At 63.1% G+C, this 23473-nt stretch carries 22 protein-coding genes and 1 pseudogene; 12 read left to right on the top strand and 11 right to left on the bottom strand.

The features are described 5' to 3' along the window. Positions 1–91: 91 nt before the first annotated feature. The 6 genes from AB7M33_RS03400 to AB7M33_RS03375 all read right to left on the bottom strand — a co-directional run bounded on the left by AB7M33_RS03400 (position 92) and on the right by AB7M33_RS03375 (position 8652). Entirely contained in the window at positions 92–4618 is a 4527-nt protein-coding gene (locus AB7M33_RS03400) for a hemagglutinin repeat-containing protein (protein ID WP_454242419.1), read from the bottom strand. Between the two features lie 29 nt (positions 4619–4647). Further along, entirely contained in the window at positions 4648–6315 is a 1668-nt protein-coding gene (locus AB7M33_RS03395) for a ShlB/FhaC/HecB family hemolysin secretion/activation protein (RefSeq protein WP_454242418.1), read from the bottom strand. A 200-nt stretch (positions 6316–6515) separates the two neighbouring features. Beyond that, positions 6516–7034, bottom strand: coding sequence for a GNAT family N-acetyltransferase (locus tag AB7M33_RS03390; RefSeq protein WP_454242417.1), 519 nt, complete (start codon positions 7032–7034; stop codon positions 6516–6518). 9 nt (positions 7035–7043) lie between these two features. After that, a complete protein-coding gene (locus AB7M33_RS03385) occupies positions 7044–7439 on the bottom strand; it encodes a hypothetical protein (protein WP_186675827.1) in 396 nt (131 codons plus the stop codon). An 88-nt stretch (positions 7440–7527) separates the two neighbouring features. Further along, positions 7528–8082 carry a L,D-transpeptidase family protein gene (locus AB7M33_RS03380; protein WP_099428455.1) on the bottom strand — a complete coding sequence of 185 codons (555 nt, stop codon included), beginning with the start codon at positions 8080–8082 and terminating at the stop codon, positions 7528–7530. Between the two features lie 18 nt (positions 8083–8100). Further along, complete coding sequence (locus AB7M33_RS03375; RefSeq protein WP_027595711.1) at positions 8101–8652, bottom strand: NUDIX hydrolase; 552 nt, start codon at positions 8650–8652, stop codon at positions 8101–8103. Between the two features lie 125 nt (positions 8653–8777). Between AB7M33_RS03375 and AB7M33_RS03370 the strand changes: the two genes are divergently transcribed. From AB7M33_RS03370 to purT, 5 genes are all read left to right on the top strand, one after another. Next, positions 8778–9377, top strand: coding sequence for a CoA pyrophosphatase (locus AB7M33_RS03370; RefSeq protein ID WP_027595712.1), 600 nt, complete (start codon positions 8778–8780; stop codon positions 9375–9377). A 57-nt stretch (positions 9378–9434) separates the two neighbouring features. Next, complete coding sequence (locus AB7M33_RS03365) at positions 9435–9959, top strand: gamma carbonic anhydrase family protein (protein WP_085272711.1); 525 nt, start codon at positions 9435–9437, stop codon at positions 9957–9959. Beyond that, positions 9949–10152 carry a DUF1289 domain-containing protein gene (locus AB7M33_RS03360; protein ID WP_027595714.1) on the top strand — a complete coding sequence of 68 codons (204 nt, stop codon included), beginning with the start codon at positions 9949–9951 and terminating at the stop codon, positions 10150–10152. Before AB7M33_RS03365 ends, AB7M33_RS03360 begins: the two co-directional genes overlap by 11 nt. 62 nt (positions 10153–10214) lie before the next feature. Continuing rightward, complete coding sequence (locus AB7M33_RS03355; protein WP_027595715.1) at positions 10215–10682, top strand: VUT family protein; 468 nt, start codon at positions 10215–10217, stop codon at positions 10680–10682. 76 nt (positions 10683–10758) lie between these two features. Next, a complete protein-coding gene (gene purT / locus AB7M33_RS03350) occupies positions 10759–11940 on the top strand; it encodes a formate-dependent phosphoribosylglycinamide formyltransferase (RefSeq protein ID WP_027595716.1) in 1182 nt (393 codons plus the stop codon). A gap of 135 nt (positions 11941–12075) precedes the next feature. Here the strand turns inward: purT and AB7M33_RS03345 are convergent. From AB7M33_RS03345 to AB7M33_RS03330, 4 genes and pseudogenes are all read right to left on the bottom strand, one after another. Then, a pseudogene (locus AB7M33_RS03345) lies at positions 12076–12162 on the bottom strand (hypothetical protein); the annotation flags it as partial. 453 nt (positions 12163–12615) lie between these two features. After that, positions 12616–13917: an MFS transporter gene (locus AB7M33_RS03340; RefSeq protein WP_265969404.1), complete on the bottom strand. Its 1302-nt coding sequence runs from the start codon at positions 13915–13917 to the stop codon at positions 12616–12618. Between the two features lie 276 nt (positions 13918–14193). Further along, a complete protein-coding gene (locus tag AB7M33_RS03335; RefSeq protein ID WP_454242416.1) occupies positions 14194–15399 on the bottom strand; it encodes a transporter associated domain-containing protein in 1206 nt (401 codons plus the stop codon). A gap of 9 nt (positions 15400–15408) precedes the next feature. Further along, positions 15409–16218 (bottom strand): cytochrome C assembly family protein, encoded by an 810-nt coding sequence (locus AB7M33_RS03330; RefSeq protein WP_027595719.1) that lies wholly within the window; start codon positions 16216–16218, stop codon positions 15409–15411. A gap of 263 nt (positions 16219–16481) precedes the next feature. On the opposite strand from AB7M33_RS03330, the gene ffh reads away from it, so the two are divergent. The 6 genes from ffh (at position 16482) to AB7M33_RS03300 (ending at position 20564) form a co-directional block, all read left to right on the top strand. Next, positions 16482–17858, top strand: a complete 1377-nt coding sequence (ffh, locus tag AB7M33_RS03325) for a signal recognition particle protein (RefSeq protein ID WP_027595720.1) — start codon at positions 16482–16484, stop codon at positions 17856–17858. 259 nt (positions 17859–18117) lie between these two features. After that, positions 18118–18369, top strand: coding sequence for a 30S ribosomal protein S16 (gene rpsP / locus AB7M33_RS03320; protein ID WP_011535318.1), 252 nt, complete (start codon positions 18118–18120; stop codon positions 18367–18369). 5 nt (positions 18370–18374) lie between these two features. Continuing rightward, the gene (gene rimM / locus AB7M33_RS03315) at positions 18375–18911 is read left to right on the top strand and encodes a ribosome maturation factor RimM (RefSeq protein ID WP_027595721.1); all 537 of its coding nucleotides are present in this window, start codon (positions 18375–18377) and stop codon (positions 18909–18911) included. 3 nt (positions 18912–18914) lie between these two features. Beyond that, a complete protein-coding gene (gene trmD, locus AB7M33_RS03310) occupies positions 18915–19667 on the top strand; it encodes a tRNA (guanosine(37)-N1)-methyltransferase TrmD (RefSeq protein WP_008094486.1) in 753 nt (250 codons plus the stop codon). A gap of 42 nt (positions 19668–19709) precedes the next feature. Further along, entirely contained in the window at positions 19710–20060 is a 351-nt protein-coding gene (gene rplS, locus AB7M33_RS03305) for a 50S ribosomal protein L19 (RefSeq protein WP_027595722.1), read from the top strand. A 96-nt stretch (positions 20061–20156) separates the two neighbouring features. Then, positions 20157–20564, top strand: coding sequence for an acyl-CoA thioesterase (locus tag AB7M33_RS03300; RefSeq protein WP_027595723.1), 408 nt, complete (start codon positions 20157–20159; stop codon positions 20562–20564). A 3-nt stretch (positions 20565–20567) separates the two neighbouring features. On the opposite strand, the gene AB7M33_RS03295 is transcribed toward AB7M33_RS03300, so the two are convergent. Next, a complete protein-coding gene (locus AB7M33_RS03295) occupies positions 20568–22394 on the bottom strand; it encodes a cation:proton antiporter (protein ID WP_454242415.1) in 1827 nt (608 codons plus the stop codon). Between the two features lie 68 nt (positions 22395–22462). Here AB7M33_RS03295 and xerD point away from each other — a divergent pair, with 68 nt between their 5' ends. Then, on the top strand, positions 22463–23359 hold the full coding sequence (gene xerD, locus AB7M33_RS03290; protein WP_085272717.1) for a site-specific tyrosine recombinase XerD: 897 nt from the start codon (positions 22463–22465) through the stop codon (positions 23357–23359). Positions 23360–23473: the final 114 nt, after the last annotated feature.

Below are 23473 nucleotides of genomic sequence, written 5' to 3'. Positions count from 1 at the left end.
CTACCGGGGTGTGCAGTAGCTGGGGCCGGAGGCAACGGCAGGGCAGCGGCAGGTCCGTTGGTAACCACCCGGACCTGCGGTGGGCGAGGGGTCAGTCCGCCTTGCCCTGGGTACTCGATACCCATTGCTCGCTGCGGTTATGCCCGCTGGTACGCAATACCCCAAGATCAAGCGCATTCTCGCCGTCAGCCGCGCCCTTGCCCTTGGTGAACTCAGCCACTGCTGTGCCCAGGTCCACCGGCGAGTTGGACACGTCAATCGACACATCGCGGCGATAGTCGCTGCCACTCAGGGTCTCTTGGCTAATCGCATTGGCGCTCAGCTCGACATCACCCTTGGCCGACTGCAACCGCGCGCCGACCAAGTGAGCGTCGCCCGCAACCTTCAGCGCGATGCCTTCGCTGCCCTTGAGCGTGGTCTGCCTGGCCACGGTGTCGCGCTGTTGATGGGACAGGTCCAGGCGCAAGGTCGGTGAGAAACCAGGTTCGGCCTTGCTCAAGGCTGGGCCGGCCTTTTCGCCGACCTTGCTACCCAGCGGCCCTGCCAGCGCGGTGGCAGCGTTGGTGTAGCCTTGCGGGTTCTTTTCCTGGCTCAGGCGTGCGTCAGCTTTCACAGTCAGGCTATCGACGCTGTCCTTGCGGCTGGCAATGCGCAGATCGCCGCCAACCTCACCGGTAATACGCCCTGCTTCCAGGCTGGCACCTTCGATGCGTGTGTCGCCAAGGCTGTGCAACTGGATACCCTCAGCGCGCAGCTGGCTGGCGTTCCAGGTCTGGTTGTCACGTTTGTCCAGGGCGACCTGTGCGCGGCCATGCAGGCCACGGGTATCGGTATCCCCCTTGGCCATGTTGAAACCGGCCCCCGCGGTGATGTCGAGGTTGTCGCGTTGCTCCCGGTTGCTGGATGCTTCCACCCGCATGCCGCCCCCGGCGGCGTTGAGCACGATCTGTTCGGCTGAGGCGTGCAGCCCTTGCAGGTGCAAGGCGATGTCCTCGCGGGCACGGCTGCTCAGCGTCAGTGTGCCGGCGCTGTCGAAGCGGGCATCGACAGCCTGGCTGGCATCTTCGTTCTGCTTGCCGTGGTTGAAGTGCCCGCCGATGCCGCCCCCTTTCGTTGCGCCGGTCTTGACCGCAAGCTCCAGGCCGCCGCCCAGGTTGCTGCCCTTGGCCTGCTGGGTATCGCTGCCTGCGGTGACCTGCAAGCGGCCACCACTTTCCAGCAGGGTATCCCCGACCTTGGCGTCACGGCTGCCGATACGCGTCCCCTCCAGCTTCAGGTCGCCATCACTGCTCAGATGAACATTTCCCTTGGCATCGATCTGCGCAACCTGGGCCTTGGTCTGCGCGCTGTCTTGCTGGTGGTGATCAAGGTAGCCGCGGGCGTCGACGCCAGTGCTGCCGGGGCGATTGCCGACCTTGGCCCAGGCATTGCCGTCAAGCTGGCCTGCTGCCTGGGTATTACGGTCATTGGCTTGGGACAACGACAAGGTGCCCCCACTGCGCATGGCCACGTTGCCTTCGCCACCGTCGATGCGCGTGCCTTCGTACAGGCCGTCGCTGCCCAGCTGTACCTGGATGCCCTGTTGCCCATAGAGGCTTCCGGGCACGGCGGTACTGGCGGTGTCCTGTTTGCCCAGCGAGCCGCCCTTGCCGGCGGCGCGAACATTGAGGTCGTTGCCGCTGCTGGTGTCCACGCGGGCATCGCCGCCATAGGCCATGCGCTGCACGGTATCTACCTGAGTGCTCTCGGCTGCCCGCAGGGTGTGCTGCGAGGCGTCGATCAACAGTCTCCCGGCGTTGGCCTTCCACGCGGTGCCCTGGTCATCAATGACACCGGCCTTGACCTCGACCGTTGCACCGGTCAGCTCACTCACCTGGGCCAAGCTGCGGCGTTGGTTCTCCAGGCGTTTGAGATGGTCCACGGTCATGTCGGCGCCGACGCTCGGGGCCACCATCGCGTCTTCGGGCGAGGCTTGCTGAAAGCGCGCGGCCTCCTCACCGAGCACCAGGCGTTCGATGGGGCGGGTGAGGTCACGGTATTCCACGCTGGCACCCAGGCTACCGGCCCAGTTGTCTGTGACGCTTTCACGCTCATGGGTTTCTTGCGCTGCACGGTTCTCGATGTGCTTGGCAGTGACCTTCAGTTGCTGGCCGGCATCGACGCGTGCGGCTTCGGTGAGCAAATGCTCGGCCTCCAGCTTCACCCCGGCGCTGGCTTTCAATTCGCTGCCTTGTACCGTGCTGTCGCGTTCGAGCTGAGTCTGGGTGTTGTGATGGCCTGCGAAGGCGCTGCCCAACCGGTCGATACCCCCCGTCACTTTAACGCTGCCTCCGCTCTGGCTGTTTTTGCTGATGGACTCGCGCTCATTGCGGGTTGCACCCAGGGCGATGTGCTTGGCGGTCACGTTCAGGTCACCGGCGCTGGCCTGGACCTTGGAGCCATTGACCTGCAAGTGGGCGTCGCTTTGCAGGCCTACCGAGGCGCCCTTGAGTTCGCTGGAGACCTGTGATGTTTCCTGCGTCGTGCCGGTCGTGGTAGCGACCTGATAGCCCAGGCTGGCCTCGTACTGACGCGAGTCCGGCTTGCCATCCTGCGCCTCTTCAGTCTGCTTGGCGCCGACACTTAGGCCACGCTGCTGGTGCCGGGTGTCGGTTTCGTTGCGCGACTGCGCGCTGTCGATCACCAGGTCGCCTTTGGCTTCTACCTGCAAGTGTTTGCCTGCTTCGACCTTTGCCCCGTGGATACGCAGTTCGTCGGCGCTGGCCAGGCGCAGGTTGCTGCTGGACGAGACGTCGCTGACCAGTACCTGGTCCTTGCGTGTGGTGTGCTTGCGGTCGCTGCCGATCAGGCCGAACAGTTTGCTGTCGCTCTGGTGATCGGTAGAGGTGCTGCTGCCGCGGTCGGCTTCGATCGCCAGTAGGCCGTTTTCGCTGTAGAGCACCGAGTCTTCCTTGCCATGCACCTTACTGCCTTTGATGGTGACCTGGTCGGCCGTCATGTTCAGCTTGCCGTCCGTCGTCACACTGCTGCCAGCCACGACCTGCGCTTGGGTGTCATTGCCTTTGCGGTCACCAAAGAAGGTGCCGGAGACCAGGTCGCCGCGGTAATTGCGTTGGGTGCCGCTTTCCTGCAAGGCCGTGGTCCCGACCTCGATGTGCCGGGCCTTGAGTTGCATGTCGCTGTTCGCATGCAGCGTGCTGCCTTCAACCTTGAGGGCGTCGGCTGCCGTGAGGGTCAGGCGCCCGGCATTCAACGTGCTGCCCCGGGCTGTTTCGCGGGTTTGCTCGGTATCGCTGTCGCCGCGCCACAGGTCCTTGCGGTGGCGCACCTGTTCGGTGATGTGTTTGCTGTCGATGCCCGCCACGATGTCCAGGTTGCCGGCACTGTTGACGTTCAACTCACCCCCTGTACTCACGTCGGCGGCCAACAGGCGCATATCGGCACCCGATTGCAGCCGAACGTTGTCATGGCCGCGCAACTGCGTGCCCTGCTGTTGACGGTCGCGGGTGGTGCGCTCGCGGTTGTAGGTTTCGCGGGTGATGAAGAGGAACTTCTTGTTCCAGTTTTCGCGATCGTGCTGGGTGTTTTCCAGGCTGTCAGCGTCCAGGGTGAGCTTCTGCCCGGCCGTGACTACCACCTGTTGTGCCTGGCCATCGACGGCGCGCAGGGTCAGGTCGTCGGCGGCGCTGAGGGCCAGGGCGCCCCGTTCGCTGTGCAGTTCGGCGCGGGTGTCGGCCTTGCCGCTGATGTGCAGGCCACCGGCTGACTGGATGTCGATACCGTCGGTGGCATGTGCCTGAACGGGCCCCATGCGCACGCCCGCGCCTTCGGCGGTGCTCACCACGCGGATGCGCCCGGCGCGCATGGCCCCGAACAGGCTGGCGTCGATACTGGCCGCTGTGCCGGGCAAGTGCTCGACCACCTGGCCGCTGGCCTGGTCGATGCGGTTGCGGCCCACCGTGACGTTCAGTTCACTGCCGGCCATGAGCAGCCCTTTGCTGTCTACCTGCGGCGCGATCAGGTCAAGCGCGCCGGTGCTGTTGCTCTGGCCACCGGGCAGTACCTGCAGGGCGCCGCTGGCATTGAGGGTGTCGAGGTACTTGAGTTGCTGGTCTTCGAATTCTGGGGTGCCGACCACGAAGCCCGCGCGCGTGGTGTTGATGAAGCTGCCCCCGTTGAGGGTGATGCCATTGGGGTTGGCCAGGATGTAATCGGCGGGGCGGCCGAAGATTTCCTGCGGCCCCTCGATCAGCGAGGCGTTGCGGCTGATCACTTCATTGAGAATGGTCGAAGCCGCCTGGCCCTGGAACTGCGGGTTGGCGGCCAGGGCACCGGCCAGTTGCGATTGGCCGGCCTGGGTGGCGTTGTTCAGCACCACGCCGGGGTTGCCGACGTTGTAGTCGAGGAACTGGTTGTGTGACAGGCCGCCGGCGTTGGGGGCGACAATGTCGATGACTGGCACACCATGGCCATTGTTGATGACCGGGGTGCCACCTGGGCCGGTAGCGGCTTCAAGGCCGCCTTGGGCCAGCACGCTGCTGGAGCCGAGCAGGGCGAGGAAGATGGCCCAACGCAAGGTATCCGGGCGGGTAGACGTCAACTGCGAGCGCGTTTGCATGGTCTCGTTCTCTTTTTTTGTGGGGTGAATCAGATGCTCAGGTTCCACTCCAGCACCCAGAAGCCCGGCTCCAGAAGCGCGCGGGGCAGGTCACTGGTGTACAAGGCGCGCTGGTAGTCGAGGCGCACGCGGCTGTCGGGCAAGCTCAATTCGATGCCGGCTGCCGCGCCTGCCAGGCGTTGAACGGGGCTGTCGCGAGCCAGCCGGGTCCAGCCCTGATCGAGGCCGGCATAGGGCCGCAGCTGCGCCGGTCCGGCCCAGGCCGGCGTCAGCGGATAACTGAAGGTGTTACGCCAGACGGCACTGCTGGCGCCGGAGTAAGTGCGCAGGCGGAACCCGCGCACAGCGGAATCATCGCTGGCCAGCAGTTGCTCGACGGCCGGCAGCCGGTCGCGGCTGTACTGCAGGCCCAGTTCGCTCTGCCAGCGCCAGGGCCGCTGCGCCGGGCCTTGGCGCAGGTGCAGCAGCGTGCCGCGGTACTTGCGAAAGTCTGGGCGTGGGCCCAGCGCACTGGGCGCTGAAGCGTCCGCGCCAAACCAGCCCACCCCTTGGGCGAACCCGAGGTAGCCGTGCCACAGGCCGCCTTCGAGCCACAGCAGGTTGATGCCGGCTTCCACCGTGGTCAGGGTGGGGCTCTGCAGGCTCACGGCCTTGCCGCCGGTGCGGTTGGTGAGCTGCTTGCGGTCCAGCCGGGCGCTGGCGCTGAGCATGCCCTGCTGGTTGCGCCATAGCACCCGCTCGGCGCTGAGCCCCAGAAAGCGGCTGTTGCCACTGCTGGTCTGGCGCCCTTGGGGTATGGGCGCGCGGTAGCTCAATTGGCTGGCGCTGGCGGCGAAGGTCCACGGGCCGTACGGAATGCTGTAGTACGCCGTGACACCGTTGCTTCGCCCCGGCGCATCGATGACGGTCCTGGCCAACGACAGGCGCAGGTCGTCGTTCAGGCCAAGCGGGCTGTCCAGGCCAATGCCGAGGTTCAGGCGATGGCGGCCGGTCAGTTCGCTGCCACGGTTGTCCAGGCGGCTGTCCAGGTGCCAGCGCGAGGCGGTCTTGTGGGGCTGAACCACTACTCGGGTGCCGCCCTGCAGGGCGCCGGGCAGCAAGTCGACACTCAGTTCATAGGCACGCAGGCGGTTGAGTTGGTCGAGCCCTTGCTCCAGCGCCGGTAGGTACAGCGGCTGCCCCAGCACGTCAGGAAAAGCGCCACGCAAGGAAAGCGGCAGGTCGGCACCAAGTTCGATCGACTCGACGAAGCCTTCGCTGATGAGGATGTCCAGCGGCGCGCCATCCTCGGGTGGCTGGCTCAGGTAAGGGCGGCTGGTGGGGTAGCCCGCCTGCACATAGCGCTGGGTGATGGCCTTGAGCAGCAGGTTGATGTCGACGATGCCCATGCAAGGCTGCATGAAGGGCCGCACGGTCGCTTCCAGTGCCGTGCCCGGCACCTGCCGATGGCCTGCCAGACGAACGCCTGTCACGGCCCAGCAGTGGCTGTCGGCCGCCTGTATGGCCTGGTTTTCGTCATCGCCTGGCGGGGCGGGGGCACGCTGCCAGCGCTTGAGCCGTTGTTGCTGTTCCAGCTGGCGCAACGTTTGCTGCTGGTCGCGCAACTGCTGGCTGGCCAGGTCGTCGGCCGATGACACAGGGCTGGCCAGCCAGCAGGCAAGCAGGCTGCTGGCAATGATGCGTATTCGGTACGGCATTGAAGCACCCCGCAGATGACGTACGGATTTCGTATTCGTCTGCGTGGATGCTAAGAATTAAGTGATTCGCTTGGATGCAGTACGCCGCCTAAGCGGATGTCAGGCGGGTTCGCGGTCGAAGGTGCGAAAGCTCCTACACGATGAGGGGTATGTAGGAAGCATGGAAGTGCAGCCATTGAGCCAGTCCCGTGCAGCGAGCGTTAGTTTTTAAGCTGCTCTTGGGGTCGCAGGCCTTGAATGATTGTCGCAGTCGACAGCAGCAGGCGGAGTGGGTTGTGTTTCGAGGGGATGAACATCAGCTCCCGATAGTACTTGGCTGCCTGCTCATCTTTTGCGTCCACAACGATGAAGGCCACCCCCGAGTGCTTTGAAACCGTGTAGATACGACGGAAAAAGTCGGCCATCAGCCGCTGTCCAAGCCCCTTTCGCTGCATGCGCTGATCAACAGCCAGGCGACTCAGCATGGCTGCCGGCATGGGGTACCGAGGCATCTTCCTCGCCTGTTCTTCGCTCAGCTCATCGAGCACTACTGAAGTATTCGCAAGGGTGTAGTAGCCAAGCAGCATCCCGTCCTCCAGGTACATGAAGGTGCGCGAGACATTGCGCTTTTCGTCCTGGCCGGCTTGCTGGGCTATGTAGGTATTCAGAGCGGGGTGGGTAGAGCAGTCGAACGAAGTTCGATCAATCGTCTTATCGAACGCTATGGTGATGAATTCCATCGCAAGGCCTTAGCGCAAGGCAAGTAAGTTGCGAAGCGCTTCATTGGGCTCTGGAGGGTTATCGAGCAACTGATCGGCGATGTCGGCGTCCAGAACAGTCATGCCTTCCTGATCGAAGTTCAAAACCTCATCTTCGATTACAGAGCGAACAGCCAGGGCAGCAACCACCTTTTTGAGTTCGGCCAGTTCTTTTTCCATGTCGGACAAGTGTGGTGCACGGCTGGTACGCCCGCGAGATGTGCCTGAGCTCAATACGCGGACGCTCAGGCTTTTTGTCGCATGCTCCTCAACTACTGCACCCGCATTGCGATAAGCTGTGACCATGCCACTCTTGCTGTGCAAGGCGATGACGCCTTTCCTGCCGGCAATTGGGAGGCGTGCTTTTGATTGCAATTGCTTGTTCACAGTGAGTCCCTCTGGGTATGCCGATCGTAGCACATACAGCTTGACACCAAGTTCCAAGCATTGATTACAAGTCGCTACAAGCGCCCTGTCAGGGGCGGATCTCGATCAATGTCCCGTCCTTGACCAGTTCCCAGACTTCCTGCATGTCGCGGTTACGCATGGCAATGCAACCGTCCGTCCAGTCCAGGGTATGGAAGTACCACTCCGGGTATTCGTCGTTGATCGGCGTGCCATGGATCATGATCATGCTGCCGGCGCTTACGCCTTCACGGGTGGCGCGGGCGGCGTCGCTGATGTTCGGGTAGTTGATGTGCATGGCCAGGTTGAAACGGTCGCTCTGTTTGCGCCAGTCCAACCAGTAGAGGCCCTCGGGGGTCTTCTTGTCGCCTTCGCGTTCCTTGGCGCCCTTGGGCTGCTTGCCCAGGGAAATCCGGTAGGTCTTCAGTGGCTCACCACGGCTGATCAGTTGCAGGCGGCGCTCGGACTTGATCACCAGCACCTTGTCGATGAGCGGCTGCATGGCGGCCTGCGATTGCGACTGCGCAGGCGCCGGTGGCTGCGGCTTGCGAATGATGGTCTCGGTGAAGGCAGCCTGGGACACCGAGGTAACGCAAAGGCAGAAAAGGGCAAACAACCAGCGCATGAAGCAGCACCTGCAGGCTTAAGTAGTGGGCGAGACGTTCATCGGCGGCAGGTACTCATGGCCTATGGGGTAGTGCTGCCCGATGCGGTCGCGATAGTAGCATTCTAGTGTGCGTGTGACGGTGCGGAAAGCCAGCTCGTCCCACGGTATCTCATGTTGTTCGAACAATCGCACCTCCAGGCTCTCGATGCCCACATCAAAGCTTAGGTCGGCCAGTTCCGCGCGGAAGAACACGTGTACCTGGTTGATGTGCGGCAGGTCGAACAACTGGTACAGGGCCATGGGCCCTACCTGGGCGCAGGCCTCCTCGACGGTTTCGCGACGGGCGGCCTGGTCGAGGGTTTCGCCGTTTTCCATGAACCCGGCGGGCAGGGTCCAGTAGCCGCGGCGTGGCTCGATGGCGCGCCGGCACAGCAGCACCTGGCTACCCCAGGTGGGCAGCACACCCGCGACGATGTTGGGGTTCTGGTAGTGAACGGTCTGGCAATACTCGCAGACGTACCGCAGGCGGCTGTCGCCCTCGGGGATCCGCTGAACGACCGGTTGGCCGCATGCGCTGCAGAATTTCATGCTGTTCTTCCCTTTTGACTGGGCTATCTTGGCGCGCCGACGGGGCCGCCGCAAGCGCACGGGGCTTGGGTGCTTCGCGGCTTTGGTGCATCATGCAAGACAGGCCTTGGATACGAGAGTGCGCAATGCTGGACGAGCTTCTTCGCCGAATGAGCAACCATGAACCTGCATCACTGGAAACTGACCGAAGGTTTCCCGAAGCGGCGGTACTCTTGCCCATTACCCGCAGCGAAGCGCCCGAACTGGTTTTGACCCTGCGCGCCAAGGGGCTGTCGACCCATGGTGGCGAAGTCGCCTTCCCCGGTGGCCGCCGCGACCCCGAAGACCCGGACCTGGTGTTTACCGCCCTGCGCGAGGCCGAAGAAGAAATCGGCCTGCCCCCTGGGCTGGTGGAAGTGATCGGCCCGCTGAGCCCACTGATCTCGCTGCATGGCCTGAAAGTGACGCCATTCGTCGGGCTTATCCCCGATTACGTCGAATACCGCGCCAATGATGCGGAGATCGCGGCAGTATTCACCGTGCCGCTGGAGTTCTTCCGCCAGGACCCGCGGGACCACACCCACCGTATCGATTACCAGGGCCGCAGTTGGTATGTGCCCAGCTACCGTTACGGCGAATACAAGATCTGGGGGTTGTCGGCGATCATGATCGTCGAGCTGGTCAACCTGCTGTATGACGCGGGTATCAGCTTGCATCAACCCCCGGAACGTTACATCGAGATCTGAGCGGGGCCCACCCTGCCGTTTGCCGCAAACCGCCGCCGTTTATCCTGAGGAGCGAGCATGAAATATCGCCTGGGCGACCTGCGGGTCGACAGCCATCCGACCAGTTGGATCGCGCCCAACGCCACCGTGATCGGCAACGTGCGCCTGCAGGCCCGTGCCAGTGTTTGGTTTGGCGCTGTATTGCGGGGTGACAATGAGCTGATCGATATCGGCGAAGACAGCAATGTCCAGGACGGCACGGTGATGCACACCGACATGGGTTCGCCCCTGACCCTGGGCAAGGGGGTGACGGTCGGCCATAACGCCATGCTGCATGGGTGCACGGTTGGCGATTACAGCCTGATCGGCATCAACGCGGTGATCCTCAATGGGGCGCGGATTGGCAAGCACTGCATCATCGGCGCCAATGCGCTTATCCCCGAGGGCAAGGAAATCCCCGACGGGTCGCTGGTAATGGGCTCGCCGGGCAAGGTGGTGCGCGAGCTCAGCGAGCAGCAGATGCGCTTGATCGAGGCCGGCGCCGCGCACTATGTGCACAATGCCCAGCGCTATGCGCGTGACTTGGTGGTGGATGATGAGTGAAGCGGTCAAGGCAGAGCGCCCGGTGGCGTCGCCGTGCGTGAGCATCTGCGCGCTGGACGAGCAGGACATCTGCACGGGGTGCCAACGTACGGTGGCCGAGATCGGGCGCTGGGGGCGCATGGATAACACTGAGCGCCGCGCCGTATTGAAGCTTTGCCATGAGCGGGCAGTGGCTGCCGGGTTGATTTTGTAGGAGCGGCTGCCGCTGACCCCAAAATCAAGTAACCTGTGCGGCTTGTCTGACGGTTACTGCTCATGTTCTATCTCATTGCCTATATCAGCAGCGTAGTGCTGATCAACTACGCCTTTTCCAGTGCCCCGCACCTGGACATCATCTGGTCTGCCTGGGGCGGCCTGGTGTTCATCCTGCGCGACATGGTCCAGACCCGTTTCGGGCATGGCGCCTTGGTCGCCATGTTGGTGGCCCTGGTTCTGTCGTACGTTACCTCGGAACCGGCCATTGCGCTGGCCAGCGCCACCGCCTTCTTCATCTCAGAGCTGATCGACTGGCTGGTATTCAGCATCACCCGTCGGCCGCTGCGTGACCGCCTGTGGCTGAGCTCGGCGCTGAGCATCCCGGTCGATACCTTCATTTTCTTCGGCATGATCGGCGCCCTGACGCCGGCCGTGATCGGCACGGCAATGGCCTCGAAGTTCGCCGGTGTCACTGCCGTGTGGCTGGCCATGGCATTTCGCGCCCGGCGGGCTGCCGCGGTCGGTTGATGGTGTAGAATACGGGTCCTTTTTCAGCGGGCGGCGCTCAGCCTGGCGCAGCCCCGGACGCCTTCGAGGACCTGAAATGACCCGTATCGGAACCCCATTGTCGCCCACCGCGACCCGAGTACTGCTCTGCGGCTGCGGTGAGCTGGGCAAGGAAGTGGTGATCGAGCTGCAGCGCCTGGGCGTCGAAGTGATTGCCGTAGACCGCTACGCCAATGCACCCGCCATGCAGGTGGCGCACCGCAGCCATGTGGTCAACATGCTCGATGGCGTCGCCCTGCGCGCAGTGATCGAAGCCGAGAAGCCGCATTACATCGTCCCCGAAATCGAAGCCATTGCCACCGCGACCCTGGTCGAGCTGGAAAACGAAGGCTTCACCGTGGTGCCCACCGCCCGCGCCACCCAGTTGACCATGAACCGCGAAGGCATCCGTCGCCTGGCCGCCGAAGAGCTGGACCTGCCAACCTCGCCGTACCACTTCGCCGACACCTACGAAGACTATGCCAAAGCCGTGGCCGATGTCGGCTACCCGTGCGTGGTCAAGCCGGTGATGAGTTCGTCGGGCAAAGGCCAGAGCCTGCTGCGCAGCGATGCCGACCTGCAGAAGTCCTGGGACTACGCCCAGGAAGGCGGCCGCGCCGGCAAGGGCCGGGTGATCATCGAAGGCTTCATCGATTTCGATTACGAAATCACCTTGCTGACCGTGCGCCACGTCGGCGGCACCACGTTCCTGGAGCCTGTCGGCCACCGTCAGGAGAAAGGCGATTATCAGGAGTCGTGGCAGCCCCAGGCCATGAGCCCGAAAGCCCTGGCAGAATCGCAGCGTGTGGCTCAGGCAGTCACCGATGCCTTGGGCGGCCGTGGCCTGTTCGGCGTAGAGTTGTTCGTCAAGGGCGACCAGGTGTGGTTCAGCGAAGTGTCGCCGCGCCCGCACGACACGGGCCTGGTGACGTTGATCTCCCAAGACCTGTCGCAGTTCGCCCTGCATGCACGCGCCATTCTGGGCCTGCCGATTCCGGTGGTGCGTCAGTTTGGTCCATCGGCGTCGGCGGTGATCTTGCCAGAAGGCCAATCGCAACAGACCAGCTTCGCCAACCTTGGCGCTGCGCTGAGCGAGCCGGACACGGCCATTCGCCTGTTCGGCAAGCCGGAAATCAACGGTACCCGCCGCATGGGCGTATGCCTGGCGCGTGATGAGTCGATCGAAGCGGCGCGAGCCAAGGCGACTCGCGCTTCGCAGGCAGTCAAGGTCGAGTTCTGATTCAGCAGGGGCCGCGCCGCGGCCCATTCGCGGGGCTAGCCCGCTCCCACAGGATTATCGTTGGCCTCAGGCATTGCGATATTTCTGTGGGAGCGGGCTTGCCCCGCGAATGGGCTGCAAAGCAGCCCCGATCACTCACAGTTCGGTATGACGGGTCTCTTTCAGGCACAGCACTGCAATCAAGCTGATCACCGCCGCCACCGACACATACCCGCCGACCCAGCTCCCACGGGATTATCGTTGGCCTCAGGCATTGCGATATTTCTGTGGGAGCGGGCTTGCCTCGCGAATGGGCTGCAAAGCAGCCCCGATCACTTACAGTTCGGTATGACGGGTCTCTTTCAGGCACAGCACTGCAATCAAGCTGATCACCGCCGCCACCGACACATACCCGCCGACCCAGCTCCCACGGGATTATCGTTGGCCTCAGGCATTGCGATATTTCTGTGGGAGCGGGCTTGCCCCGCGAATGGGCTGCAAAGCAGCCCCGATCACTCACAGTTCGGTATGACGGGTCTCTTTCAGGCACAGCACCGCAATCAAGCTGATCACCGCCGCCACCGACACATACCCGCCGACCCAGCTCCCACGGGATTATCGTTGGCCTCAGGCATTGCGATATTTCTGTGGGAGCGGGCTTGCCTCGCGAATGGGCTGCAAAGCAGCCCCGATCACTTACAGTTCGGTATGACGGGTCTCTTTCAGGCACAGCACTGCAATCAAGCTGATCACCGCCGCCACCGACACATACCCGCCCACCCAGCTCAACCCGCCCATGCTCACCAGTTTCTGAGCAAAGAACGGCGCCGCCGAAGCCCCCACGATGCCACCCAGGTTATACGCCGCCGACGCGCCGGTGTAGCGCACATGGGTAGGGAACAGCTCGGGCAGCAACGCCCCCATCGGCGCAAAGGTCACGCCCATCAGGAACAGCTCGATGGCCAGGAACAGCGCCACGCCCGTGGTCGAGCCCGAAGTCAGCAGCGGCTCCATGGTAAAGCCCGATGCCACGGCCAGCAGGCCGCCGACGATCAGCACCGGTTTGCGCCCGTAGCGGTCGCTGAGCCAAGCCGACAGGGGCGTGGCCAAGGCCATGAACACCACCGCGAAGCACAGCAGGCCGAGGAACGTCTCACGGCTGTAGCCCAGGGTAGTCACGCCGTAGCTGAGCGAGAACACCGTCGAGATATAGAACAGCGCATAGCACACCACCATCGCCGCAGCGCCCAGCAGGGTCGGTACCCAGTATTTGGAGAACAGGTCGACCACCGGCATCTTCACGCGCTCATGGCGGGCAATGGCCTTGGCAAACACCGGGCTCTCTTCGAGCTTGAGGCGCACATAAAGGCCGACCAGTACCAGTGCGGCGCTGAGCAGGAACGGAATGCGCCAGCCCCATTCACGGAACTGCTCGTCGCTGAGCACCAGAGCCAGGGTCAGGAACAGGCCGTTGGCAGCCAGAAAGCCGATCGAAGGCCCCAATTGCGGGAACATGCCGAACCAGGCGCGCTTGCCCGGTGGCGCGTTCTCGGTGGCCAGCAGCGCTGCGCCGCCCCATTCGCCACCCAGGCCCAGGCCTTGGCCGAAGCGCAGCAGGCAAAGAATGATCGGCGCCCAGACGCCAATGCTGTCGTAGCCTGGCAGCACGCCGATGGCGGTGGTGGAAACGCCCATCAGCAGCAGCGACGCCACCAGGGTCGATTTACGGCCGATGCGGTCGCCAAAATGGCCGAACAGCGCCGAGCCCAGCGGGCGAGCGAGGAAGGCGATGCCGAAGGTGAGGAAGGCCGCGAGCATCTGCGCGGTGCCCGACCCGGACGGGAAGAACACCGGTCCGATCACTAACGCGGCGGCCGTGGCGTATACATAGAAGTCGTAGAATTCGATGGCCGTGCCGATGAAGCTGGCAGTGGCCACCCGTGCGGGGGAGTTGACCGGCGCGGCAGGCGCTTCGGCATAGGTGCTGCTCGTGGTCATTAAGTAGGTCCCTAACAGTCTAGTCGTGCTCCAAGGGCTTGATCCGCCAGGGCGCGTACCTTCGAAGGGCAGGCACGCCTACGCGGACGCCGGAGCGTATTGTTCTTTTGCTCGCCCGACTGACGATAGCCCAAGGGGGATAGGGGCGGGAGCGGGCACTGTTCGGGGTGTTGAAGCAGGACCGCGGGGCGTGTCAGTGGAGCGGACTGGCCGTGTGGCGCCGGGTGCGGGTAGCAGGCGGGACGGCGGGGCTGGGTAAGCGTGACCCGAGTATAGCTATCGGGTCACGGTCCACACCAGTACCTTGCTGGCGCAATTGTCCTCTGTTTCGAGGATTTCCAGGCGATATCGGCCGATCTTCAGGCAAACGGCGCTTTCCGGGATGCTTTCCAGTGCTTCGGTGACCAGGCCGTTGAGGGTCTTTGGCCCGCCATCGCAGGGCAGGTGCCAGCCCAGGGTGCGGTTGATCTCGCGCAGCGAGGCGGTGCCTTCGATGACGAAGGTGCCATCGGGCTGGGGGTGTACGTGCGGGTTGTCCAGCCCCTGTTCGTCTTCGAACTCGCCGACGATCTCCTCGAGGATGTCTTCCAAGGTGACGATGCCCAGCACCTCGCCGTATTCGTCCACCACCACACCCAGGCGGCGTTGCTGTTTGTGGAAGTTCAGCAACTGCAGCTGCAGAGGGGTGCTTTCGGGTACGAAATAGGGCTCGTAACAGGCGCCGTGGAGTTTCTCCAGGGTCAGCTCCGCCTTGGGCAGCAGGTGGCTGATCAGCTTGGTGTTGAGGATCGCCTCAACCTGGTTGATGTCGTTGTGATAGACTGGCAAGCGGGTGTGACGGCTGACGATCAGCTGCTCGATGATGCGTTCGATCGGGTCGTCCAGGTTGATGCCATCGACTTCGTTGCGCGGCACCAGGATGTCGTTGACGGTGACTTTGTCCAGCGATTGCAAACCGTCGAGCAGGCCGTGGCGTGCAGGCTCGTGCTCCTCGTCTTCGTCGAAGTCGTCGTCTTGCTCCGGGTGCAAGGCGACCGCCGTAGGCTGCACACGGAATGGGCGCAGCAGCAGCTTGGCGCAGCCATCGAGCACGCAGGCCAAGGGTTGCAGAAGCGCCAGGGGTACTTTCAGCAGGCTTGCACCCAGGCTTGCAAACGCCTGCGGGTTACGCCGCGCCAGGCGCCGGGGCAGGAATTCGGCAAACACCAGCAAGGCCAGCGTCGCGCCCAGGCCTGCCAGCCAGAAGCCGTGTTCGCCGCTGTAGCGCTGGCCAATCAGGCACGCCAGGCCCAGCACCAGCAACTTGCCGAGGCTGGCGCACAGCACCAGCGCCTGGGCGGGCAGGGGGGCTTGACCATCGTCGCCATTGCGCAGCGAACCATTGAGCTGCAGGCGGGCGGCATCCACGGCGCTGAAAAGCGCCGACCAGAGCAGCGCCAGTGCCAGAGTGCCGAGGAGCGGTGCGTACGGCAGGGTGTCCATGGGCGGCCGTCAGATATGCAGGATGAATTCGCGAACCAGCTTGCTGCCGAAATAGGCCAGCATCAGCAGGCAGAAACCGGCCAGCGTCCAGCGGATCGCTTTGTGGCCACGCCAGCCCAGGCGGGTGCGGCCCCACAGCAGCACGCTGAACACCACCCAGGCGACGCAGGCCAGCAAGGTCTTGTGCACCAGGTGCTGAGCGAACAGGTTGTCGAGGAACAGCCAGCCAGAAATCAGCGACAGCGACAGCAGGCACCAGCCGGCCCAGAGAAAGCCGAACAGCAGGCTTTCCATGGTTTGCAGCGGCGGGAAGTTGCGGATCAGGCCTGACGGGTGCTTGTTTTTCAGCTGGTGGTCCTGCAGCAACAGCAGCAACGACTGGAACACCGCGATGGTGAACAGGCCGTAGGCGAGGATCGACAGCAGGATGTGCGCAAGGATGCCGGGCTCTTCGTTGATCAGCGGCACGGTACCGGGGGGCGCGAACTGAGCCAGCAGCGCAGTGACCGCGCCCAGCGGGAACAGCAGCACCAGCAGGTTTTCTACCGGGATGCGCAGGCACGCCAGCAAGGTCAGGGTAATGACTGCAACGGCGATCAGGCTGGCGGCGCTGAAAAAATCCAGGCTCAGGCCCAGCGGGGTGATCAGCTGGAAGAACAGGGCGCCGCCCTGGGCGATGACAGCCAGGGCGCCGAGCAGGCCCAGCAGCCGTTTGTCAGCTTTGCGGCCCTGGGCCAGGTGCGTGCCCTGGTAGAGGGTCGCAGCTATATAAAGGCCGGCGGCGATCAGGTTGGGGATGAGGCTGGGTGAGGAGAACATAAGTCCTGGTTGGCGAGCCTTAAAGAGACGGAGTTTGGCATAGAGAGCTGCAAGCTGGAAGCCGCAAGGTACAAGCAAAGGCGGATCCGCGAGGTGGCTGCATTTTCTTGCCGCTTGACGTTCGTAGCTTGCCGCTGGGAAGGCAAGGTGTGCGCCGCCGCCGCACTTCGCTATAATCGCCGCCTTGCTGTGCCCCGGGTGTGTGCATTTCCCCCCTGGGCGCCTGACAAACCTCGGCTTTTACTGGGCCTGAAAGGATCACCATGTTCGAAAACCTGACCGACCGCCTGTCACAGACGCTGCGCCATGTCACCGGCAAGGCCAAGCTGACTGAAGACAATATCAAGGACACGCTGCGCGAAGTGCGCATGGCGTTGCTCGAGGCCGACGTTGCCTTGCCGGTGGTCAAGGATTTCGTCAACAGCGTCAAGGAACGTGCGGTCGGTACCGAGGTGTCGCGCAGCCTGACCCCAGGCCAGGCCTTCGTGAAGATCGTCCAGGCCGAGCTCGAAAGCCTGATGGGCGCGGCCAACGAAGACCTCGCGCTGAACGCCGCGCCACCTGCCGTGGTGCTGATGGCTGGCTTGCAGGGTGCAGGTAAGACCACCACCGCCGGCAAGCTCGCGCGCTTCCTCAAGGAGCGCAAGAAGAAGAGCGTGATGGTGGTCTCGGCCGACGTCTACCGCCCGGCCGCGATCAAGCAGCTGGAAACCCTGGCCAACGACATCGGCGTAACCTTCTTCCCGTCCGACATCAGCCAGAAGCCGGTCGCCATCGCTGAAGCGGCGATTCGCGAAGCCAAGCTCAAATTCATCGACGTGGTCATCGTCGACACCGCCGGCCGTCTGCACATCGACGCCGACATGATGGACGAGATCAAGGCGCTGCATGCTGCGGTCAAGCCGGTCGAGACCCTGTTCGTGGTCGACGCCATGACCGGCCAGGACGCCGCCAACACCGCCAAGGCCTTTGGTGAAGCCCTGCCGCTGACCGGCGTGGTGCTGACCAAGGTCGACGGTGACGCCCGTGGCGGTGCCGCGTTGTCGGTACGTGCCATCACCGGCAAGCCGATCAAGTTCATCGGTATGGGTGAGAAGACCGAGGCCCTTGAGCCGTTCCACCCGGACCGCGTCGCCTCGCGCATCCTCGGCATGGGCGACGTGCTCAGCCTGATCGAGCAGGCCGAGCAGACCATCGACAAGGCCAAGGCCGACAAGCTGGCCAAGAAGCTGAAGAAGGGCAAGGGCTTCGACCTCGAAGACTTCCGCGACCAGCTGCAGCAAATGAAGAACATGGGCGGCTTGGGCGGCCTGATGGACAAGCTGCCGAGCATCGGTGGGGTCAACCTGTCGCAGATGGGCAATGCCCAGGGCGCGGCCGAGAAGCAGTTCAAGCAGATGGAGGCGATCATCAACTCCATGACCCCGGCCGAGCGCCGCGATCCTGACCTGCTCAGCGGCTCGCGCAAGCGCCGCATCGCCATCGGCTCCGGCACCCAGGTGCAGGACGTCGGCCGCCTGATCAAGCAGCACAAGCAGATGCAGAAGATGATGAAGAAATTCTCTGCCAAGGGCGGCATGGCCAAGATGATGCGCGGCCTTGGCGGCATGATGCCAGGCGGCGGCATGCCGAAGCTGTAACCCCTATTCCGGGCGCTTGTCTTTTACCGGACGAGCGCTCAGAACCCCCGCCGTGGCGGGGCAATGGCCGCGATAAGCGTGGCTTAACCGGCGAATCTGGACGGCATGGCGAGGCCTTGCCGAAAAAGTCATTTGCAAATGTCCGTGTATTCCCCGAGAATATGCGGCCTTTTGGGCACGCATGTGCCTATTTGGCTTTCAGATTTGCAGCACCGACTGCAGTACCAACTGCAGCACCGACTATAGGAACGATGTTCACATGGTAACCATTCGTCTGGCCCGTGGCGGCTCGAAAAAGCGCCCTTTCTACCACCTGACCGTGACCAACTCGCGTAACGCCCGTGACGGCCGTTTCGTTGAGCGCGTTGGCTTCTTCAACCCGATCGCATCGGGCGCCGAAGTCAAGCTGTCGGTCAACCAGGAACGCGTCACCTACTGGCTGAGCCAGGGCGCACAGCCGTCTGAGCGTGTTGCTCAGCTGCTGAAGGAAGCTGCCAAGGCCGCTGCCTAAGATATATGAACGCGACGCCAGAAAAGGCTGACGACCTCATCGTCGTTGGCAAGATTTTTTCGGTTCACGGCGTTCGCGGCGAGGTGAAGGTGTATTCCTTTACCGATCCGATTGAAAACCTGTTGGATTATCCACGCTGGACGCTCAAGCACGAAGGCAAGGTAAAACAGGTAGAGCTGGTCAGCGGTCGTGGCTCCCAAAAGGGCCTGGTCGTAAAACTGAAAGGCCTCGATGATCGCGATGAAGCCCGTCTTCTGAGTGGTTACGAGATCTGCATACCGCGGAGCCTTTTGCCCAACCTGCCCGTCGACGAGTACTACTGGTACCAGTTGCAGGGCTTGAAGGTCATCAACCAGGACGAACACCTGTTCGGCAAGGTCGATCACCTGTTGGAGACCGGTGCGAACGATGTAATGGTGGTCAAGCCGTGCGCAGGCAGCCTGGATGATCGCGAGCGTTTGTTGCCCTATACGGAGCAATGCGTGCTGGCAATCGACCTGGAAGCAGGCGTGATGCGGGTTGAATGGGACGCGGACTTCTAAACGATGGGTAACCTTCGCGTAGACGTCATCACGTTGTTCCCCGAGATGTTCTCGGCCATCACGGAGTACGGCATTACCAGCCGCGCGGTAAAACAGGGGTTGCTTCAGGTAACGTGCTGGAACCCGCGGGACTACACCACAGATCGCCACCATACCGTGGATGATCGGCCGTTTGGCGGTGGTCCGGGCATGGTGATGAAAATCAAGCCTCTGGAAGACGCCCTGGTTAGCGCCAGGCAAGCGACCGGAGCATCGGCAAAGGTGATCTACCTTTCGCCGCAAGGCCGCAAGCTGACTCAGCAAGCGGTCAAAGGCCTGGCCGAACAGGAATCGTTGATCCTGATCGCCGGTCGTTATGAAGGCATCGACGAGCGCTTTATTGAGGCTCATGTCGATGAGGAGTGGTCGATTGGCGACTATGTGCTTTCCGGTGGCGAGCTGCCGGCCATGGTACTGATCGATGCGGTTACGCGGCTGCTGCCCGGAGCTTTAGGGCATGTGGACTCGGCGGAGGAAGACTCTTTCACCGACGGTCTGCTCGATTGCCCGCACTACACCCGACCTGAGGTGTATGCGGATCAGCGTGTTCCCGACGTGTTGCTAAGTGGCAACCATGCACATATCCGGCGTTGGAGGATGAAGCAGTCCCTTGGTAGGACCTTCGAACGACGCGCCGATCTTCTGGAAAGTCGCTCGCTTTCTGGAGAAGAGAAGAAGCTGCTCGAGGAATACCTCCGCGAGCGGGACGATAGTTAAACGTATCGATGGTGGATCACGTATCCATCTTAGGAGCACAGCATGACCAACAAGATCATCCAGCAGCTCGAAGCCGAGCAGATGAGCAAGGAAATCCCAACCTTCGCACCGGGCGACACCATTATCGTCCAGGTTAAAGTGAAGGAAGGTGAGCGTTCCCGTCTGCAGGCGTTCGAAGGCGTCGTTATCGCCAAGCGTAACCGCGGTCTGAACAGCGCCTTCACCGTGCGCAAAATCTCCAGCGGCGTTGGCGTAGAGCGTACCTTCCAGACCTACAGCCCGCAGATCGACAGCCTGGCCGTGAAACGTCGTGGTGACGTGCGTAAAGCCAAGCTGTACTACCTGCGCGACCTGTCCGGCAAAGCCGCTCGCATCAAGGAAAAACTGTCCTGAGTGCAGTTTGACCGGTGGCCCAGGCCGCCTTGCGAGAAAAAAAGCAGCCTTCGGGCTGCTTTTTTGCGTTTTGAACCCCAAGCGATGTGACCCGACATGACAACCCGAGACCAGGAAATCCAACGCCGCACCGAACTGTCGGTGACCCGCGTGACCAAGGCGGTGTTCCCCAACACCACCAACCACCACAACACCCTGTTCGGCGGTACTGCGCTGGCGTGGATGGATGAAGTGTCGTTCATCGCGGCCACGCGCTTTTGCCGTTTGCCGCTGGTAACGGTGTCGACCGACCGTATCGACTTCAAGCACCCGATCCCGGCGGGCTCGATCGTCGAGCTGGTCGGCACGGTGATCAAAGTGGGCAACACCAGCCTGCAGGTGCAGGTGGATGTGTTCGTCGAGAACATGTACCTGGATGGCCGTGAACGGGCAATCCATGGCGTGTTCAGCTTTGTCGCCATCGACGAAGACAAGCGCCCGGTGCCGGTGCTGCCAGCAGCCTGAGGTTCACCCTGGTGTGGTGGCCGTGCCCGCGACCGGCGCCGGTTCTACCAGCGCCACCAGGGTCCAGCCAGGTTGCGGGGTGAGCGGGTTGTCAGGGCTCGACACATGCACCCAGCCGTGGCTGTCACGGGCGAACAGCAGGTGCGCACGCTCGCCATGCAGTGCCTGGTAGTTGTCCCAGTCGAAACCCTCGGTCAGGGTGGTGCTGTACAGCTCGGCGCCGTGGTGCAAGCGATTGGCCAGTTGCTGGTAGGTCATCGGGCTTGAACCGAGCAAATGGCCGCGGTGTTCCTCACTGGCGCGGTGCTTGTCGCTGCGCTGTTTTTCCAGGCCGCTGGCCAGCACGAACAGGCGGCCATGGCCGAAATCGTGGCGAAAACGTGCGCAGGCCAAGGCGTTGATCTCACCTGCAGGGGACAGCCCCAGCAGATGGCCGAGGCCGACCAGGTCCAGGTGTGCATCGGCATGCTGCGAGGCCGGGTTGCCAAAGTAGGTCGGCAGCCCGTCCATGCGCGCGGCGCGGATGTTTTCCCAGCTCGAGTCCGTCAGCAGTACCCGGCAGCCCAATTGCTGAAGGGCTTTGCCGAGGGTGCGCGCGGGCCCGTTGGCGCCGACGATGAGAAAGCCGCTGGGGGCAGGCTCGGCCACCTTGAGCAGGCGCGCCAGGGGCCTGGCCGTGGCACTCTGCAGCACCACCGTGCCGATGATCACGGCAAAGGTCAGCGGCACCAGCAGCAGTGCACCCTGATGGCCGGCTTCATGCAGGCGGATGGCGAAGATCGCCGAGACTGCCGCGGCAACGATACCGCGCGGTGCGATCCAGGCCAACAAAGCCCGTTCGCGCCAGTTCAGCCCCGAGCCAAAGGTGGACAGAAAGACGTTCAGCGGCCGCGCCAGCAGCTGGATCACCAGCAACAGCGCCAGCACCGCCGGGCCCAGGCCGATCAGGGCATGCAGGTCGAGGCGTGCGGCCAGCAGGATGAACAAGCCGGAGATCAGCAGCACGCTGAGGTTTTCCTTGAAGTGCAGGATTTGCCGCACATCCACCCCGCGCATGTTGGCCAGCCACATGCCCATCACCGTCACGGCCAGCAGCCCGGATTCGTGAACGATCTGGTTAGCAGCAATGAAAATGCCCAGCACTGCCGCCAGTGCAGCCAGGTTGTGCAGGTACTCTGGCAGCCACTGCTCACGCATGACCTGCCCCAACAGCCAGCCGCCGGCCGCGCCCAGTACGCTGCCACAGAAGATCACCCCGGCAAAGGTGGCCAGGCTCTGGCTCAGGCCATTGCCATCGGCACTCGCGATGATGAAGCTGTACACCACCACGGCGAGCAGGGCGCCAATCGGGTCGATGACGATGCCTTCCCAGCGCAGGATGTTGGCGATCGCCGCCTTCGGCCGCACCACGCGCAGCATGGGCACGATCACCGTCGGCCCTGTGACCAGGGTCAAGGTGCCGAACAGGATCGCCAGCGGCCAGTCGAACCCTAGCAGCCAGTGGGTCGCCAGGGCGATCACCAGCCAGGTCGACAGGGCGCCGATTGTGACCAGGCGGTGGACCACGCTGCCGATGTCGCGCCACTGCGACAAGTGCAACGTCAGGCTGCCCTCGAACAGGATCAGTGCCACGGCCAGCGACACCAAGGGCATCAGCAGTGGGCCGAACAGCGCCTGGGGGTCGAGCCAGCCGAGCAGCGGGCCGGCGGTAATGCCGGCCAGCAGCAGGAAGAGGATTGCCGGCAATTTCAGGCGCCACGCCAGCCACTGGCAGGCCAGGGCGGCGCCGCCGATGCCCGCGACGCTGAGCAGGATCTGCTGTTCGTTCATGCGGGCTCCCTATGCCGGCGTTGTTATGAAAGACTAAGCGTCATTTCGTCGTTTGCCACCGAGTTTTCATGCCCGCCCTCGACCACCCCCTGATTGACCAGTTTCTCGATGCCCTGTGGCTGGAAAAAGGCCTGTCCGACAACACCCGGGTTTCGTACCGCAGCGACCTGGCGCTGTTCAATGGCTGGCTGCAGGAGCAGGGCGTGGCCTTGCCCGACGCGGGGCGTGAGCTGATCCTCGATCACCTGGCCTGGCGCCTCGACCAAGCCTACAAGCCACGTTCTACAGCACGCTTTCTCTCTGGGCTGCGTGGCTTCTTTCGCTACCTGCTGCGGGAAAAGCTGATCGCTGTCGACCCCACATTGCAGGTCGAGATGCCCCAGCTGGGCCGGCCGTTGCCCAAATCCTTGTCAGAAGCCGACGTCGAGGCACTGCTGCAGGCGCCGGACCTCGGCGAAGCCATCGGCCAGCGCGACCGCGCCATGCTCGAAGTCCTTTATGCCTGTGGCCTGCGCGTGACCGAACTGGTCAGCCTGACGCTCGATCAGGTCAACCTGCGCCAGGGCGTGTTGCGGGTGATGGGCAAGGGCAGCAAGGAGCGCCTGGTGCCGATGGGGGAAGAGGCGGTGGTATGGCTGGAACGCTACCTGCGCAATGGCCGCCCCGAGCTGCTGAACGGGCGCCCGAGCGATGTGCTGTTCCCCAGCCTGCGCGGCGAGCAGATGACCCGTCAGACCTTCTGGCACCGTATCAAGCACCAGGCACAGGTCGCCGGGATCGACAAATCACTGTCGCCGCATACCCTGCGCCATGCCTTCGCGACCCACCTGCTCAACCACGGCGCCGACCTGCGCGTGGTACAAATGCTGCTGGGCCACAGCGACCTGTCGACCACGCAGATCTACACCCACGTGGCCAAAGCCCGTCTGCAGCAACTGCACGCCCAGCATCACCCGCGTGGATGAATGATTTTCATGTTCCGCCGACCGGTACTCGCAGACCCCTTCACGGCTAGCGTGTTGTGGTAGGCTTGGGCGGTTTGCACCAAGGGCCGCACGGTCGCCGCGTTTTTTCCGCAG

This window comes from Pseudomonas sp. Y3 TE3536, assembly GCF_053629175.1.
The sequence above is the reverse complement of the archived record's forward strand: the minus strand, read 5'-3'. Positions and strand labels throughout refer to the sequence as shown.

Coding starts and splice junctions, on each gene's coding strand:
- AB7M33_RS03400 (WP_454242419.1), bottom strand. CDS start 4,618: ATGCAAACGCGCTCGCAGTTGACGTCTACCCGCCCGGATACCTTGCGT.
- AB7M33_RS03395 (WP_454242418.1), bottom strand. CDS start 6,315: ATGCCGTACCGAATACGCATCATTGCCAGCAGCCTGCTTGCCTGCTGG.
- AB7M33_RS03390 (WP_454242417.1), bottom strand. CDS start 7,034: ATGGAATTCATCACCATAGCGTTCGATAAGACGATTGATCGAACTTCG.
- AB7M33_RS03380 (WP_099428455.1), bottom strand. CDS start 8,082: ATGCGCTGGTTGTTTGCCCTTTTCTGCCTTTGCGTTACCTCGGTGTCC.
- AB7M33_RS03375 (WP_027595711.1), bottom strand. CDS start 8,652: ATGAAATTCTGCAGCGCATGCGGCCAACCGGTCGTTCAGCGGATCCCC.
- AB7M33_RS03370 (WP_027595712.1), top strand. CDS start 8,778: ATGCTGGACGAGCTTCTTCGCCGAATGAGCAACCATGAACCTGCATCA.
- AB7M33_RS03365 (WP_085272711.1), top strand. CDS start 9,435: ATGAAATATCGCCTGGGCGACCTGCGGGTCGACAGCCATCCGACCAGT.
- AB7M33_RS03360 (WP_027595714.1), top strand. CDS start 9,949: ATGATGAGTGAAGCGGTCAAGGCAGAGCGCCCGGTGGCGTCGCCGTGC.
- AB7M33_RS03355 (WP_027595715.1), top strand. CDS start 10,215: ATGTTCTATCTCATTGCCTATATCAGCAGCGTAGTGCTGATCAACTAC.
- purT (WP_027595716.1), top strand. CDS start 10,759: ATGACCCGTATCGGAACCCCATTGTCGCCCACCGCGACCCGAGTACTG.
- AB7M33_RS03340 (WP_265969404.1), bottom strand. CDS start 13,917: ATGACCACGAGCAGCACCTATGCCGAAGCGCCTGCCGCGCCGGTCAAC.
- AB7M33_RS03335 (WP_454242416.1), bottom strand. CDS start 15,399: ATGGACACCCTGCCGTACGCACCGCTCCTCGGCACTCTGGCACTGGCG.
- AB7M33_RS03330 (WP_027595719.1), bottom strand. CDS start 16,218: ATGTTCTCCTCACCCAGCCTCATCCCCAACCTGATCGCCGCCGGCCTT.
- ffh (WP_027595720.1), top strand. CDS start 16,482: ATGTTCGAAAACCTGACCGACCGCCTGTCACAGACGCTGCGCCATGTC.
- rpsP (WP_011535318.1), top strand. CDS start 18,118: ATGGTAACCATTCGTCTGGCCCGTGGCGGCTCGAAAAAGCGCCCTTTC.
- rimM (WP_027595721.1), top strand. CDS start 18,375: ATGAACGCGACGCCAGAAAAGGCTGACGACCTCATCGTCGTTGGCAAG.
- trmD (WP_008094486.1), top strand. CDS start 18,915: ATGGGTAACCTTCGCGTAGACGTCATCACGTTGTTCCCCGAGATGTTC.
- rplS (WP_027595722.1), top strand. CDS start 19,710: ATGACCAACAAGATCATCCAGCAGCTCGAAGCCGAGCAGATGAGCAAG.
- AB7M33_RS03300 (WP_027595723.1), top strand. CDS start 20,157: ATGACAACCCGAGACCAGGAAATCCAACGCCGCACCGAACTGTCGGTG.
- AB7M33_RS03295 (WP_454242415.1), bottom strand. CDS start 22,394: ATGAACGAACAGCAGATCCTGCTCAGCGTCGCGGGCATCGGCGGCGCC.
- xerD (WP_085272717.1), top strand. CDS start 22,463: ATGCCCGCCCTCGACCACCCCCTGATTGACCAGTTTCTCGATGCCCTG.